The sequence below is a fragment of the Streptomyces sp. 351MFTsu5.1 genome (genome assembly GCF_000383655.1).
Lineage (GTDB): Bacteria > Actinomycetota > Actinomycetes > Streptomycetales > Streptomycetaceae > Streptomyces > Streptomyces griseorubiginosus.
On sequence record NZ_KB911798.1, the window covers coordinates 117,074 to 131,525 of the forward strand.

Consider the following 14,452-nt stretch of genomic DNA (forward strand, 5'->3'; position numbering starts at 1 on the left):
ACGTTCGGCCGATGGCTGAATCCGTCGTACTGGATCCGGTGGACCTGCATCTGCTGCGGTTGCTGCAGAACGACGCACGGACCACCTATCGCGATCTCGCCGCGCAGGTCGGCGTCGCCCCGTCGACCTGTCTGGACCGGGTGGCCCGGCTGCGCCGCTGCGGGGTGATCCTGGGCCATCAGCTGCGGCTGGATCCGGCGAAGCTCGGCCGAGGTCTCGAAGCTCTGCTGTCGGTGCAGGTCAGGCCGCATCGGCGGGAGCTGGTGGGGCCGTTCGTGGAGCGGATCCGGGCGCTGCCGGAATCACGGACCGTATTCCATCTGACCGGCCCCGACGACTACCTCGTCCATGTGGCCGTCGCGGACATGACGGATCTGCAGCGGCTGGTCCTCGACGAGTTCACGGCCCATCGCGAAGTGGCCCGGGTGGAGACACGGTTGATCTTCCAGCAGTGGGACTGCGGGCCGCTGCTGCCGCCTGCCACGCCGACAGCTGAATCGGGGTGACTCCCACGCGGTCCACGTATGAGGATGGACCGCATGTCTGAGACCCAGATCCCGCTGCCCCGTCAGGTCGCCGACGCCTACGTCGACGAGCTCATCGCCCTCGATCCGGTCACCGGTACCTATCTCGGAGTGAAGGAGAGTTCGAGCAAGCTGCCCGACACCTCGCCGGCGGGCCAGGAAGCGCTCGCCCAGCTGCTGCGGGCCACCCTCGCCAGGCTCGACGAGGCCGAGCGGCAGCCCGGCGCGGACAGTGACATCGAACGCCGGTGCGCCCGGCTGCTGCGGGAGCGGCTGACGGCCGAACTCGCGGTGCACGAGGCCGACGAGGGCCTGCGCGCGGTCGGCAATCTGTCCACGCCGCCGCACTCCATCCGGGACGTCTTCACCCTCACCCCGAACCAGTCCGACGAGGACTGGGCCGCGATCGCCGAGCGGCTGCGGGCCGTACCGGCCGCGTTCGCCGGCTACCGCGAGTCCCTCGCGCTCGGTCTGGAGCGCAAGCTGTACGCGGCGCCGCGCCCGACCGCCACCTTCGTCGAACAGCTCACCGAGTGGGCGGACACCGACGGCAACGGCCGTGGCTGGTTCGAGGACTTCGCCGCGGCAGGCCCCGAGTCGCTGCGTACGGAGCTGGACGAGGCCGCCCGCATCGCGACCGGCGCGGTGGTGGAGCTGCGCGACTGGATGCGGGACGTGTACGCGCCGACGATCGAGGGCGCCCCGAACACCGTGGGCCGGGAGCGGTACGCCCGCTGGGCGCGCTACTTCAACGGCACCGACCTCGACCTGGACGAGGCGTACGCGTACGGCTGGTCCGAGTACCACCGGCTGCTCGGCGAGATGAAGCAGGAGGCGGAGAAGATCCTGCCCGGGGCCGAGACGCCGTGGGTGGCGCTCGCCCACCTCGACGAGCACGGCAAGCACATCGACGGCGTCGACGAGGTCCGCGACTGGCTCCAGGGCCTGATGGACCAGGCGATCGACTCGCTCGACGGCACCCACTTCGAACTCGCCGAGCGGGTGCGGAAGGTGGAGTCCTGCATCGCCCCGCCCGGTGGCGCGGCGGCTCCCTACTACACGGCCCCGTCGCCGGACTTCTCCCGCCCCGGCCGCACCTGGCTGCCGACGATGGGACAGACCCGGTTCCCGGTCTACGACCTGGTCTCGACCTGGTACCACGAGGGCGTGCCGGGCCACCACCTCCAGCTCGCACAGTGGACGCACGTCGCCGAGAACCTCTCCCGCTACCAGGCCTCGGTGGGCGGGGTGAGCGCCAACGCCGAGGGCTGGGCGCTGTACGCGGAGCGGCTGATGGACGAGCTGGGCTTCCTCACCGACCCGGAGCAGCGGCTGGGGTATCTCGACGCGCAGATGATGCGGGCCGCCCGGGTCATCGTCGACATCGGCATGCACCTGGAACTGGAGATCCCGGCGGACTCCCCCTTCCACCCCGGCGAGCGCTGGACGCCCGAGCTGGCGCAGGAGTTCTTCGGCGCGCACAGCAGCCGCCCGGCGGACTTCGTGGAGAGCGAGCTGACCCGCTACCTCACGATCCCCGGCCAGGCGATCGGCTACAAGCTCGGTGAGCGGGCCTGGCTGCTCGGCCGGGAGAAGGCGCGGGAGCGGCACGGCGACGCGTTCGACCTCAAGGCCTGGCACATGGCGGCGCTGTCGCAGGGCTCCCTCGGCCTGGACGACCTGGTGGACGAGCTGTCGCAGCTCTGACACACCTGTCGAGGCGCGTCCCGGGCCGGTGGTCCGGGGCGCGCCTCGACAGCGTGGGTGACCGGACCGTCAGTCGGGCAGTCGCCGCAGCTGAACGAGCCCGAGCCAGGTCTCGGGACCGGGGCGCACGTCGGCCGCGCGGACCGAGTACCGGCCGGGGGCGAGCGAGATCTTGAGGTGGTCGGTGGTGACCGAGTCGTTGCCGGGCCAGGCAGCGTCGAAGAGGACGACCGGGCCGGGCACCGCCCAGCTCACCTCCTCCTCCCAGACCGCAGTCGCCAGGGCGGCCGGGACCTCGGCGAGGAGTTCGTCCTCGGAGTCGGCGGCGCACCACCGTACGAACGTGTCGTGGTCGGGGAGGTAGGAGGTCGAGGCGGGTTCCTCGCCGAGGACCAGGGCGGCGGAGTCCCCGACCGGCAACAGGCCCACCCAGCCGTCGACTTCACAGGCCCGGTCGTAGTCGGAGGCCGTCTCGTCGCCGTCGGCGCCCGCCCAGAACGGGAGCACGGTCTCCGGCACCGCTATGAGCGGACCGCCGCCCGACTCCACCCACTCCACCGCGCCCGGCTCCGCGTATCGCACCATGGGCCAGAACCTACACGCAGCGGAATCCCGGGGTTGCACCTGCACAGGAACCCCACTGAATTCGGCGAGGCTCAGCAGCCGCAGCGCAGGGTTCAGCAGCCGCAGTCACCGGCGCCGGAGGGTGCGGTCAACGGGTCGGCGGGACGCCGCTCGCGGCCCTCCCAGGTCTCGAACTCGAAGCCCTCGCGCACCCAGTACTCGAAGCCGCCGAGCATCTCCTTGACCTGGTAGCCGAGTTCGGCGAGGGCGAGCGCCGCGCGGGTGGCGCCGTTGCAGCCCGGACCCCAGCAGTACGTCACCACCGGCACCGCCCTGTCGAGGAGTTGGCCGGCCTGGTCGGGGATGAGGGCGGTGGGCAGGTGGACCGCGCCGGGGACGTGGCCCTGGTCCCAGGCGGCGGTGGAGCGGGAGTCGAGGACGACGAAGCCCGGGTCCCCGCCGGCCCCGAGCGCGGCGGCGACGTCGGAGACGTCCGCGTGGAAGGCGAGGCTCGCGCGGAAGTGGGCGGCGGCCTCGGCCGGGGCCGCGGGGGCGACGCGCAGGACGGGGTTGGCGGTGAGGGTCTCGGTTGTCGTCATGACAGGAAATCTACGGTCCATGATCACGGCCGGGAAGTGGGATTCCCCGGCGTGAACCTTGCTCCGCCGGGGAAACCCCTGCTATCTGTCGGGCATGACCACGTATTCCCCGGACGCCACCGACTGGCGGATCCTCGATGTCCTCCAGCGGGAGGGCCGGGCCAGTTTCGCCGAGCTCGCCCGGGCCGTATCGATGTCCGCGAGCGCGGTCACCGAGCGGGTGCGGCGGCTGGAGGAGGCGGGCGTCATCCAGGGGTACGCGGCCGTCGTGGACCCGGAACGGCTCGGCCTGCCGATCCTGGCGTTCGTCCGGCTGCGCTACCCGACCGGCAACTACAAGCCCTTCCACGACCTGGTCGCGGTGACGCCCGAGATCCTGGAGGCGCATCACGTGACCGGGGACGACTGTTTCGTCATCAAGGTCGCGGCCCGCTCGATGCGTCATCTGGAGGAGGTGTCGGGCCGGATCGGCACGCTGGGCTCGGTGACCACGAGCGTGGTCTACTCCTCGCCTCTTCCGCGACGGCCCTTGGGCCACTGAGCCCTTGGGCCCCTGAGCCCCTGAGCCCCTGAGCCCAGCCTCGACCCGCCGGCGCCGGCCTCAGCCGCCGCCCCGCTGTCTCAGCACCGACCCCGACCGCCCCTTCACGACCTCCAGCTGCGCATGGATGCGCCGCCGCAGATCCGCCACGTGGCTCACGATGCCGACGCTGCGGTCGCGTTCCCGCAGTGCGTCCAGGACGTCGAGGACCTCGTCCAGCGTCTGGTCGTCGAGGCTGCCGAAGCCCTCGTCGATGAAGAGGGTGTCGAGCCGGACCCCACCCGCCTCGTCGGTGACGACGTCCGCGAGACCGAGGGCCAGGGCGAGCGAGGCGAAGAACGTCTCGCCGCCCGACAGCGTGGACGTGTCCCGCTCCCGCCCGGTCCAGGCGTCGACCACGTGCAGTCCCAGACCGCTGCGCCCGCGCCCGCTGCGGTCGTCGGAGTGGACGAGGGTGTAGCGGCCGGACGACATGCGCTGGAGGCGTACGGTCGCGGCGGCCGCCACCTGCTCCAGGCGGGCCGCGAGCACATAGGACTCCAGGCGCATCTTGCGTTCGTTGTCCGCGGAGGTGCCGGCGGCGAGCGCGGAGAGCCGGGCCACCCGGTCGTACTCCTCACGCAGGGGAGCCAGCCGCCGGAGGCCGGTGGCGGCACGGGCGGAGAGCCGGTCGAGCTCGGCGCAGCGCCGGGCGGCGGCGTCCCGCGCGGAGGCGGCCTCCCGGACCCGGCCGGCCGCGTCGGCAGCGGCCCGCTCGGCCCCGGTCACGTCGGCGTCGGGCTGCCGGGACGCCTCGGCGGAGTCGGTCTCGGCGAGTACGGCCCGGACGGCGGCCTCCTCCGCCTGCCAGGCGTCCAGCCGCTGCTGGAGGTCGCGATGGGCCGCGTCGTCGAGGAGGGCGGCGGCCGCGGCCCCCGGGGTGTCGAAACCGGCCCGGAAGGCGGCGTCGGCGAGCCGGGCGTCGGCGTCCTTGAGCCGCTGGGCGGTGTCCTCGGCGACGCGCGCGGTGTCGGCGGCGTCGGTGAGCAGTGCGGTCTGCCGCTCCAGCTGCGCGGCGCGCACGGCCACGCTGCCGGCATCGCCGCGCGCCTCGGCCAACTCCGCTTCCAGGGCGGTCCGTTCCCGGTCCAGCGCGTCCCGGCGGGCGCCGCGCGAGGCGGTGCGTACGGCGGCCTCGCGCTGGGCGGTCAGGCGTCGCTCGCGTTCCCGCTCGGCCTGGCGCAGCTGTTCCGTCGCGGTGTGCAGCGCCGAGGCGAGGCCGCGCGCCCGGGTGTACTCGCGCTCCAACTCCTCCACCTGGACGGCGAGTTCCCCGGTGGAGGTGTCACCGGCCTCGCCCTGGGCGGCGGCCAGGGCCCGCTGCACGAAGGCGAGGCGCCGCTCGGCCTCGGCGCGCTGTTCGTCGGCGCGCTGGGAAGCGGCCAGGGCGCGCTCCTCGGTCTCCCGGTCGACGTGCCCGGCGTCCTTGCGGGCGGGCGCGGGATGCTCGGTGGCCCCGCAGACCGCGCACGGTTCGCCCTCGGTGAGCTGTGCGGCCAGTTCGGCGGCGATGCCGTTCAGCCGCTGTTCCTTCACCTCCAGCCACTCGGCGCGGGCCTTCAGGGCGCGCTCGGTGGCCTCGATCACCTGCCGCTGGGCGTCGTCGGTGTCCCGGGCGAACTCGTCGCGCTGCTGGGCGGCGGCGAGCCGCTTGCGGGCGGGCTCCTGCTGCACGGCAAGCTGTTCGGCTCGGGTGGCCGCCTCCTGCGCCGACTCCACGCCCTGTTGGAGTCCCGCGCGGGACTCCTCCCAGCCGGCGAGCCAGGTCTCGGCTTCCTGAAGGACGTCCTCGTCGGACCGCTCCTCGTGCTCCAGATCGGCCCGCTCGGCGACGAGTCGACCGAGCCGCTGCTCGGCGCGCCGGGCGGAGTCCAGCCCGCCCAGCTCCTCGGCGGACCGGCGTGCGGCGCTCGCGAGTCCGGCGGCTCCGGCTTCCGCGAACGTCTCCGGCAGCAGCCCCCGCGCGCGTGCCTCGGCCGAGGCGGCCCGCCGGTGCTCGGCCTCGGCGGCCTCCCGCAGCTCCAGCGCGGGCGCCACCGCCTCCGCCTTGCGCGCCCGCTCCATCCGGGCCTGCGCCTGGTGATAGCCGTCGGCGCGCTCCTCCAGCAGGGTGGCACGCTCGCGTGCCTGGGCGAACCGCCTCTGCAACCGGTCGAGTTCGCGCACGTCGGCCAGGTCGCGCTCGGCGGCGGCCTGACCTGACTCGGCGGCGGCGAGCCCGCAGTGGGCGATCGTCAGCTGCTCACGGGCGGTGGCACGAGCGACGGCGGCAGCGCTCAGGACGGCCTCGGCCAGCCCCGGCTCTCCCGGGGCGAGCTCGGGCAGCTCCATGGCGTCACCGGCGGCCTGCTGCATACGGTGCGCGTCGGCCAGCAGGGCGGCGTCACCTTCCCGCACCTGCGCCTCGGCGGTGCGGCGGCGCTCCGCCAGCCGCTTCTCGACCTCGGCGAAGCGGTGGGTGTCGAAGAGCCGGCCCAGCAGCTTGCCGCGGGCTTCGGCGTCGGCCCGCAGGAAGCGCGCGAAGTCACCCTGAGGCAACAGCACGACCTGGCAGAACTGCTCACGGCTCATGCCGAGCAGCTGGGTGATCTCCTCGCCGATCTCCTGGTGGGACCGGCTCAGGTCCTTCCAGCTCCCGGCCGTGCCGTCGTACTCGCGCAGCCAGCTCTGCGCCTTGTCGAGCGTCGAACCGGAGCCGCGCTTCTTGGGGCGCTCCCAGGGCGGCTGCCGGGTGATCTCCAACCGCCGTCCGGCCACGGTGAGTTCCAGCGTCACGGAGGTGCGGGTGCCCGCGGCGGCGTGGTCGCTGCGCAGTGTCAGTCCCTGGCCGCTCTGCCGGGCGCCCGGTACCGCGCCGTAGAGCGCGTAGCAGACCCCGTCGAGCACGGAGGTCTTGCCCGCGCCCGTCGGGCCGTGCAGCAGGAACAGTCCCGCGGCCGAGAGTTCGTCGAAGTCGACCGTCTGGGAGCCGCCGAAGGGGCCGAAGGCGGTGATGTCGAGCCGGTGCAGCCTCATCGCGCCACCTCCCGGACGGACTCATCGGCTCGCACGGTGTCGAACGCGTCCCGCAGCACGGCCTGTTCACGCTCGTCGGGTCCGGCGCCGCGCACATGGGCCACGAAGTCCTCCGCGATCTCCTGGTCGCTGCGTCCGGCCAGCCGCCGGGCGTACGACACGTCGGGGTCGTCGGGCGCCCGCTCGGGGTCGAAGACCAGGCTGAGGGTGTGCGGGAACCGCTCGGTGAGCCGGGCCATCGGTTCGGCCGGGCGGACCGGGTCGGTGAGGGTGGCCTCGACCCAGGCCTCCTCCTGGTGCACGAGCCGGGGATCGGCGAGCAGTTCCTCCAGCGTCCCGCGGATGCGGGCCAGCGCGCGCGGTACGGGGCAGTCGACGCGCTCGGCGCTGATCGCGCCCTCGGCGTCCAGGTCGATCAGCCACATGCTCTTGCGGTGGTCGGCCTCCGAGAAGGAGTACGGTAGCGGGGAGCCGGAGTAGCGCACGCGCTCGGTGATGGTCTGGCTGCCGTGCAGGTGGCCGAGGGCGGTGTAGTCCACCCCGTCGAAGACGCCGGAGGGGACGGCGGCCACTCCCCCCACCGTGATGTCCCGCTCACTGTCGCTGGCCTCGCCGCCGGTGACGAAGGCGTGGGCCAGGACGACGGACCGGGTGCCCGGCGCGCGGGTGGCGAGATCGGCGCGGACGCGGTCCATGGCGGCGGCGAGCACGGTCTCGTGCCCGGCCTTCGCCACGCCGAACTCGTCTTTCACGAGGGCAGGTTCGAGATAGGGGAGCCCGTAGAACGCCACAGCTCCGTGGGCGTCGTCGAGCACCACCGGTGTGCCGCACGCGGCGGGCTCGGTCCGCAGGTGGACACCGGCGCGCCCGATCAGTCCCGCGCCGACCCCCAGGCGGCGGGCCGAGTCGTGGTTCCCGGAGATCATCACGGTGGGCACGCCGAGGTCGGCGAGGCGGTGCAGCGCGTCGTCGAACAGCTCGACCGCGGCGAGCGGCGGGACCGCGCGGTCGTACACGTCTCCCGACACCACCACCGCGTCCACCGCGCGCTCCCGCACGGTCGTGACGAGGTGACCGATGAACTCGGCCTGGGCCCCGAGCATGGAGACCCGGTGGAAGGCCCGGCCGAGATGCCAGTCGGAAGTGTGCAGCAGCCTCATGATCCCCGACCCTAACGGCCGGGTCTGACATCACGTGCGGTTACTCCCGTATCGACCCGTCATGACCACACTCCGACAGGCCCGTTATGCCCGAAAAGCACAACTAGGCGTCCCCGTACGCCTCTCCACCGAGCTCGAGCCCCGCCGTCCCCGCGGTCGCGTCCGCGAGCCACGCCCGGAACGCCTCCACGTCTGCGTCCGGCAGTCCGATCTCGATGGTGACCGCCTCGCCGTAGCGGACGTCGCGGACGGTGCGGCCGGTCGAGCGCAGGTCGTTCTCCACCTTGCCGGCGCGCTGGTGGTCGACGGTGACGGTCGCGAGGCGGAAGCGGCGGCGGGTGAGGGTGCCGAGGGTGTCCAGGGCCGCGCCGACCGCGCCGCCGTACGCCCTGATGAGGCCGCCCGCGCCGAGCTTGACGCCGCCGTAGTAGCGGGTGACGACGGCGACGACGTAGCGCATGTCGCGGCGGAGCAGCATCTGGAGCATGGGCACACCGGCGGTGCCGCCGGGTTCGCCGTCGTCGCTCGCCTTCTGGATCGCGGCGTCGGCGCCGATGACGTACGCGTAGCAGTGGTGACTGGCGTCGGCGTGCTCCTTGCGGACCCCGGCGATGAAGTCCTGCGCCTCCTGCTCGGTGGCCACGGGGGCGAGCGCACACACAAAACGCGACCGATTGACCTCGACCTCATGCACACCCACGCGGGCCACTGTGCGGTACTCGTCCTGCATCGGGCCAGCGTAGTCCGTGGTGAGGGGGGGTGGGGCCGGGGGCAGAGCCCGGCGCGGGGCGGTTCGGTCGGGGACCGGGCTACCGACCCCGCACCGGACGCCTGCGAATGGCACCGGCGACTCCATGGCCGAGCCGTGCGCGGGGGCTCGGTCCGCGGACCGAGCGCCGTACGACACACCCCTCACCCTTTCCGCCCCCGCGCCACCATCACGGACGTGAGCAGCGCCGCGCCCGGGTCCAGGGAGCGCCAGGTTGGCCCGTGCCAGGCCAGTACCGCGATCGCCGCGGTCGGGAACTTCAGGCGTAGCTGCTCCAGCGAGTCGTCGAGGCCGTCGCCGGCCAGAGTCAGGATCAGCTCCTCCAGGCCGGGGTTGTGCCCGACGAGCAGCAGCGTCACCACCTCGGGCGGTGTACCGCGCACCGCCGCCAGCAGCTCGGGCACGTCGGCCCCGTACAGCTCCGGGTCGAAGCGGACCGGCGGCGGGCTCCCCCACTGCGCGGACGCCAGTTCCCAGGTGTGCCGGGCACGGACGGCGGTGGAGCACAGGGCGAGGTCGGGGAGCAGGTCGGACGCGGCGAGGACCCGGCCCGCCTCCGGCGCGTCCCGGTGTCCGCGCGGCCCGAGCGGTCGCTCGTGGTCGGCGACCCCCTCGGGCCAGGCGGACTTGGCGTGCCTGAGGACGACCAGTCGGCGCAGCGGGCCCGCTCCGGCGCGCTCGATCATGACGGGCACCCCAGGTCACGGGTGAGTTCGAGGCCGAGCAGCCGGTCCGCGTAGGCGTACGTCTCGAAGCGGGCACCTTCCGGCAGCTCCGACCCCTCGACCCACGTCAGCACGCGCAGCACTCCGGGTACGTCCAAGTCGTCCTCCCAGGCGGTACGGAGCCGTCCGCGTACCTCGTCGGGGACGGGCCGGGACGGCTGCCGCGCCCACGCGGCGACGGCCCGACGCCAGCGTACGAGGGTCTCCTGGGCCCGGCCCAGGGCGCTCTCGTCGAGCCGCACGGGTGCGTTCCGGGGCGGGGTGAGCAGCGCGAGCCGTACGACGGAGGGGTCCGTGCCCGCCACATCGCTCAGGGTCTCGACGGGCGCGACGGCGACCCGTACGCCGTCCGGCGTCGCACCGCCTTCCCCCACCACATGGATGACCTGCGACTCGCCCCACGCGGGGCCGACGTCCTCCACGTCCTCGAAGGGCCGGACGCCGAGCTCGGCGGCTCCGGTGTGCAGTTCGGCCCGGTCGCGGTCCGCGGTGAGCAGCGCCCACACGGGCGTGCCGCCGAGTTCCAGGGCCCGCAGGAGGACGTCGGCGACGAGCAGGACGCGGAGCCCGGAGCCGTCGTAGCCCGGCACATGGGCCTCGACTCGGGTCAGGCCCCTGCGGGCGGGGACGGCGTCGACGGGCTCGCCGGTTCGGGCGTCGATGATGCGCAGCACGTGGCGAGCGTAGGCCGACGGCGGGCCCGGCGCGGGCGACTGGCGCGGATTGCTGACACGGGACGTCATTCGGCCGGGCCGGGATCAGCCGAGGGGCCGGGCCGGGATCGACCGAGAGGCCGGGCCGAACGGCCGAGGAATCACCGCGCCCCGCGCACTGTTGTCCGCCACAGCGACCGCACCGACTTCAAGGAGACCGAGCGTGTACGGCGACCCCGCAACGATCCGCAAGATCCTCACCGAGCTCGGTGACACCTGGGCCGTCGTGGGCCTGTCCTCGAACCAGCGGCGCGCGGCGTACGGCGTGGCCGGCGTCCTCCAGCGCTACGGGAAGCGCATCGTGCCGGTGCACCCGAAGGCGGAGACGGTGCACGGCGAGCAGGGCTACCCCTCCCTGACGGCGATCCCGTTCGACGTCGACGTGGTCGACGTGTTCGTCAACAGCGACCTCGCGGGAGCGGTCGCCGACGAGGCGGTCGCCAAGGGCGCGAGGGCCGTGTGGTTCCAACTGGACGTCATCGACGAGTCCGCGTACGCCCGTACCCGCGCCGCCGGTCTGGAGATGGTCATGGACAAGTGCCCGGCCATCGAGATCCCCCGCCTGGGCTGATTCCGATCCCTCTCCGCTCTCCCTCTCGAATTCCTGAAACGCTCGCAATTAATTCCCCGTAAGCCAGTCAAATATACGACAACCTCCTTTAATCCAAAGGCTGTTGATTCGTAATCTGAGGCCCCTCACACAGCAATTGTGTGTATTTCGTGAGAGGCCCCCTAAATTATGGTAAGCGTCGATTCAGCACCTGGAATAAAGGGGACGCCGGGCAGCAGCCTGCGGCGGGACATAGGGCTGATCGGGCTCATGTGGGCCTCGGTCGGTTCCATCATCGGCTCGGGCTGGCTGTACGGCGCGCAGGAGGCGGTCGTCGTGGCCGGCCCCGCCGCCGTGATCTCGTGGGTCATCGGCGCTGTCGCCATCGTGCTGCTCGCCCTGGTCCACGCCGAACTCGGTGGAATGTTCCCGGTGGCGGGTGGCACCGCCCGATATCCCCACTATGCCTTCGGCGGTCTCGCCGGAATGTCGTTCGGCTGGTTCTCCTGGCTCCAGGCCGCGACCGTCGCACCGATCGAGGTCGAGGCGATGATCGGTTATGCCGGTCACTGGTCGTGGGCGCAGGGATTCCAGCACGCCGACAAGACGCTCACCACGAGCGGATTCCTCGTCGCCATCGTCCTCATGGCCGTCTTCGTGATCGTCAACTTCCTCGGTGTGAGGGTGCTCGCGCACACCAACAGCGCCGCCACCTGGTGGAAGATCGCCGTGCCCCTGGCGACCATCTTCATCATCGCGGTCGGCAACTTCCACCCGGGCAACTTCCACTCCGAGGGCTTCGCCCCGTTCGGCGCCAAGGGCGTGCTGAGCGCGATCAGCACCAGCGGCATCATCTTCGCGCTGCTGGGCTTCGAGCAGGCGATCCAGCTGGCGGGCGAGAGCCGCAACCCCAAGCGCGACCTGCCGCGCGCGACCATCGGCTCGGTCGCCATCGGCGCGGTCATCTACGTGCTGCTCCAGGTCGTGTTCATCGGCGCGCTGCCGCACAGCTCCTTCGCCCACGGCTGGGCGAAGCTCGACTACGCCGGCATCAGCGGCCCCTGGGCCGGTCTCGCGACCCTCGTGGGCCTCGGCTGGCTCGGCTGGATCCTCTACCTGGACGCCGTGATCTCACCGGGCGGCACCGGTCTCATCTACACGACCGCCACCTCCCGGGTCTCCTACGGCCTGTCCAAGAACGGTTACGCGCCCAAACTGTTCGAGCGCACCGACGACCGGGGCGTGCCGTGGTTCGGCCTCGCCATCTCCTTCGTGACCGGCGTGGTCTGCTTCCTGCCCTTCCCGAGCTGGCAGCAGCTGGTCAGCTTCATCACCTCGGCGAGCGTTCTGATGTACGCGGGCGCCCCGCTGGCGTACGGCGTCTTCAGCGACCGGCTGCCCCGGCACGAGCGGCCCTACCGGCTGCCCGCGGGCTCGGTCCTGTCCCCCGTGTCGTTCGTGGTCGCCAACCTCATCATCTACTGGGCCGGTTGGAACACCCTGTGGCGGCTCGGCATCGCGATCGTCCTGGGCTATGTGCTGCTCGGCGGCTATGCCCTCTACGCGATCGCCAAGCGGCTGCCGGACGCGCCCCGCATGGACTGGAAGGCCGCCCAGTGGCTGCCGGTCTACCTGGTGGGCATGGGCCTGATCTCCTGGCAGGGCGGTTTCGGCGGCTCGGGCCGGATCGCGCTGTGGTGGGACATCCTGCTGATCGCGGTGTTCTCCCTGGCGATCTACTACTGGGCCCGCGCCACCGCGTCCCCGGCGGCCCAGATCGAGCGCAGCATCCAGGAGGTCGTCGTCACGGACGCGCCCGCGCACTGACACCCGGAGGGAGCGGGCCGGATGCCTCCGCGCGTGGAGGCATCCGGCCCGCGTACCCGTCCCACCGGGGCGCCGACATAATGGCCGGGTGACCTCCCACCCCAACTCCGGTGCCGCACAGCGTTTTCCTGTCGTCATCGTCGGTGCCGGACCCGCCGGACTGACGGTCGGCAACATCCTGCGGGCCGCGGGCGTGGACTGCCTCGTCCTCGAGGCGGAGACCCGCGCGTTCATCGAACAGCGGCCGCGCGCGGGGGTCATCGAGGAGTGGGCCGTCCGCGGTCTGGAGCGGCGCGGTCTCGCCGACACCCTGCTGGAGCGGGCCCAGTTGCACACCGAGTGCGAGTTCCGCTTCGCCGGCGACCGCTTCCGCTTCTCCTACGGCGAACTGACGGGACAGCACCACTTCGTCTATCCGCAGCCCCTGTTGGTGACGGACCTGGTGCGCGAGTACGCCGACGAGCGGGGCGGCGAGATCCGCTTCGGCGTCCAGGACATCGAGCTCCACGACCTGGAATCGCCCCGGCCCTCCGTGTCGTACACCGATGCGCAGAGCGGTCAACGACACCTGGTGGAGTGCGAGTTCGTGGCGGGCTGCGACGGGGCGCGCGGGGTGACCCGTACGGTCCTGCCGCCGACCGCGACCGTCTCACGGCACGACTACGGCGTCGGCTGGCTGGCGTTGCTCGCCGAGGCGCCGCCGTCCTCCGACTGCGTCCTGTTCGGCATCCATCCGCACGGCTTCGCCGGGCACATGGCCCGCAGCCCCGAGGTCACCCGCTACTACCTGGAGTGCCCGCCCGGCGACGACCCGGAGAACTGGTCCCACGAACGCGTGTGGAGCGAGCTCCAGTCACGTCTGCGCGCGGACGGCACCCCGCCGCTCACCGAGGGACGGCTGATCGAGAAGCGCGTCCTCGACATGCACAACTACGTGGTGGAACCCATGACATTCGGCCGGCTCTTCCTCGCCGGCGACGCCGCCCACCTGACCGCGCCGATCGCGGCGAAGGGCATGAACCTCGCCCTGCACGACGCCTTCCTGCTCGGCGACGCGCTCGTCGCCTACCTCGGCAAGGACGACGGCAGCGGCCTCGACGGCTACTCGGAGACCTGTCTGCGGCGCGTGTGGGACTACCAGGAGTTCTCGCAGTGGCTCTCGGAGGTCTACCACGGCACCTCCTCGGGCGACGAGTACCGCGCGGGCACCACCTTCGCCCGCCTCCGCCGCCTGTTCACCTCCCCCGCGGCGGCCGCCGCGTTCGCGGAGCAGTACCTCGGTACGGCGTCCGCGTACTGAACCGCCGGCCCCGATCCCGGCCCCGACCCCGATCCCGACCCCGGCCCCCGCCGGGCCGTCAGTCGTGCACCGGCCGGTCGCTGAGCCGGTGGTCGGCCACGTTCAGCGCCTCGTCGACGAGCCGGCGCAGATGGCCGTCGGGCAGCGCGTAGATCACCCGGCGCCCCTCCTTGCGCGTGGTCACGAGACCGGCCAGCCGGAGCCGCGCCAGATGCTGGCTGACGGCCGGCCGCGCCGCCCCGCACGCCTCCGTGAGAGTCGTGACATCGGCCTCTCCCCCGGTCAGGGCGTGCAGCAGGGTCAGCCGAGTCCGGTCGCCGAGCAGGGCGAGGATCTCGGCGGCCAGGGCGAACTGTTCCTCGCCGGGGCTGCGCGGATGCGCATCGTGCGCAGGTGATAGGTGCATGCGTGCGCTCATA

General features: G+C 72.5%; 14 protein-coding genes. 6 read left to right on the top strand and 8 right to left on the bottom strand.

Annotated elements, in window-relative coordinates; translation table 11 throughout:
* The first annotated feature begins 11 nt into the window (after positions 1–11).
* Both H295_RS0137525 and H295_RS0137530 read left to right on the top strand, forming a co-directional pair.
* Entirely contained in the window at positions 12–506 is a 495-nt protein-coding gene (locus tag H295_RS0137525; protein WP_028810110.1) for an Lrp/AsnC family transcriptional regulator, read from the top strand.
* A 33-nt stretch (positions 507–539) separates the two neighbouring features.
* The gene (locus H295_RS0137530; RefSeq protein WP_020140505.1) at positions 540–2,231 is read left to right on the top strand and encodes a DUF885 domain-containing protein; all 1,692 of its coding nucleotides are present in this window, start codon (positions 540–542) and stop codon (positions 2,229–2,231) included.
* Positions 2,232–2,300: 69 nt separating this feature from the next.
* Here the strand turns inward: H295_RS0137530 and H295_RS0137535 are convergent, their stop codons facing one another.
* Both H295_RS0137535 and H295_RS0137540 read right to left on the bottom strand, forming a co-directional pair.
* Positions 2,301–2,816 carry an immunity 21 family protein gene (locus tag H295_RS0137535; RefSeq protein WP_020140506.1) on the bottom strand — a complete coding sequence of 172 codons (516 nt, stop codon included), beginning with the start codon at positions 2,814–2,816 and terminating at the stop codon, positions 2,301–2,303.
* 92 nt (positions 2,817–2,908) lie between these two features.
* Complete coding sequence (locus tag H295_RS0137540) at positions 2,909–3,394, bottom strand: rhodanese-like domain-containing protein (protein WP_020140507.1); 486 nt, start codon at positions 3,392–3,394, stop codon at positions 2,909–2,911.
* A 94-nt stretch (positions 3,395–3,488) separates the two neighbouring features.
* On the opposite strand from H295_RS0137540, the gene H295_RS0137545 reads away from it, so the two are divergent.
* Complete coding sequence (locus tag H295_RS0137545) at positions 3,489–3,935, top strand: Lrp/AsnC family transcriptional regulator (RefSeq protein WP_020140508.1); 447 nt, start codon at positions 3,489–3,491, stop codon at positions 3,933–3,935.
* A gap of 60 nt (positions 3,936–3,995) precedes the next feature.
* Here H295_RS0137545 and H295_RS0137550 read toward each other — a convergent pair whose 3' ends face one another.
* From H295_RS0137550 to H295_RS0137570, 5 genes are all read right to left on the bottom strand, one after another.
* Complete coding sequence (locus H295_RS0137550) at positions 3,996–6,989, bottom strand: AAA family ATPase (protein WP_020140509.1); 2,994 nt, start codon at positions 6,987–6,989, stop codon at positions 3,996–3,998.
* Positions 6,986–8,149, bottom strand: coding sequence for an exonuclease SbcCD subunit D (locus tag H295_RS0137555; RefSeq protein WP_020140510.1), 1,164 nt, complete (start codon positions 8,147–8,149; stop codon positions 6,986–6,988). Before H295_RS0137555 ends, H295_RS0137550 begins: the two co-directional genes overlap by 4 nt.
* Positions 8,150–8,252: 103 nt before the next feature.
* Complete coding sequence (locus H295_RS0137560) at positions 8,253–8,879, bottom strand: YigZ family protein (RefSeq protein WP_020140511.1); 627 nt, start codon at positions 8,877–8,879, stop codon at positions 8,253–8,255.
* A gap of 182 nt (positions 8,880–9,061) precedes the next feature.
* Positions 9,062–9,604, bottom strand: a complete 543-nt coding sequence (locus H295_RS0137565) for a SixA phosphatase family protein (protein ID WP_028810111.1) — start codon at positions 9,602–9,604, stop codon at positions 9,062–9,064.
* Positions 9,601–10,317, bottom strand: coding sequence for a hypothetical protein (locus H295_RS0137570; RefSeq protein WP_028810112.1), 717 nt, complete (start codon positions 10,315–10,317; stop codon positions 9,601–9,603). The genes H295_RS0137565 and H295_RS0137570 overlap by 4 nt, the downstream gene beginning before the upstream one ends.
* A gap of 202 nt (positions 10,318–10,519) precedes the next feature.
* Here H295_RS0137570 and H295_RS0137575 point away from each other — a divergent pair, with 202 nt between their 5' ends.
* The 3 genes from H295_RS0137575 (at position 10,520) to H295_RS0137585 (ending at position 14,033) form a co-directional block, all read left to right on the top strand.
* The gene (locus tag H295_RS0137575; protein WP_020140514.1) at positions 10,520–10,927 is read left to right on the top strand and encodes a CoA-binding protein; all 408 of its coding nucleotides are present in this window, start codon (positions 10,520–10,522) and stop codon (positions 10,925–10,927) included.
* Between the two features lie 168 nt (positions 10,928–11,095).
* A complete protein-coding gene (locus H295_RS0137580) occupies positions 11,096–12,733 on the top strand; it encodes an APC family permease (protein WP_028810113.1) in 1,638 nt (545 codons plus the stop codon).
* Between the two features lie 88 nt (positions 12,734–12,821).
* A complete protein-coding gene (locus tag H295_RS0137585) occupies positions 12,822–14,033 on the top strand; it encodes a 4-hydroxybenzoate 3-monooxygenase (protein ID WP_020140516.1) in 1,212 nt (403 codons plus the stop codon).
* Between the two features lie 58 nt (positions 14,034–14,091).
* Here the strand turns inward: H295_RS0137585 and H295_RS0137590 are convergent, their stop codons facing one another.
* Positions 14,092–14,451, bottom strand: coding sequence for an ArsR/SmtB family transcription factor (locus H295_RS0137590; protein ID WP_043218617.1), 360 nt, complete (start codon positions 14,449–14,451; stop codon positions 14,092–14,094).
* Between the last annotated feature and the right edge of the window lies 1 nt (position 14,452).

What these genes read in the sequence shown, in the direction of transcription:
- H295_RS0137550 (WP_020140509.1), bottom strand. Translation starts at nt 6,989, where the DNA reads ATGAGGCTGCACCGGCTCGACATCACCGCCTTCGGCCCCTTCGGCGGC.
- H295_RS0137590 (WP_043218617.1), bottom strand. Translation starts at nt 14,451, where the DNA reads ATGAGCGCACGCATGCACCTATCACCTGCGCACGATGCGCATCCGCGC.
- H295_RS0137530 (WP_020140505.1), top strand. Translation starts at nt 540, where the DNA reads ATGTCTGAGACCCAGATCCCGCTGCCCCGTCAGGTCGCCGACGCCTAC.
- H295_RS0137560 (WP_020140511.1), bottom strand. Translation starts at nt 8,879, where the DNA reads ATGCAGGACGAGTACCGCACAGTGGCCCGCGTGGGTGTGCATGAGGTC.
- H295_RS0137525 (WP_028810110.1), top strand. Translation starts at nt 12, where the DNA reads ATGGCTGAATCCGTCGTACTGGATCCGGTGGACCTGCATCTGCTGCGG.
- H295_RS0137555 (WP_020140510.1), bottom strand. Translation starts at nt 8,149, where the DNA reads ATGAGGCTGCTGCACACTTCCGACTGGCATCTCGGCCGGGCCTTCCAC.
- H295_RS0137535 (WP_020140506.1), bottom strand. Translation starts at nt 2,816, where the DNA reads ATGGTGCGATACGCGGAGCCGGGCGCGGTGGAGTGGGTGGAGTCGGGC.
- H295_RS0137565 (WP_028810111.1), bottom strand. Translation starts at nt 9,604, where the DNA reads ATGATCGAGCGCGCCGGAGCGGGCCCGCTGCGCCGACTGGTCGTCCTC.
- H295_RS0137580 (WP_028810113.1), top strand. Translation starts at nt 11,096, where the DNA reads ATGGTAAGCGTCGATTCAGCACCTGGAATAAAGGGGACGCCGGGCAGC.
- H295_RS0137540 (WP_020140507.1), bottom strand. Translation starts at nt 3,394, where the DNA reads ATGACGACAACCGAGACCCTCACCGCCAACCCCGTCCTGCGCGTCGCC.
- H295_RS0137545 (WP_020140508.1), top strand. Translation starts at nt 3,489, where the DNA reads ATGACCACGTATTCCCCGGACGCCACCGACTGGCGGATCCTCGATGTC.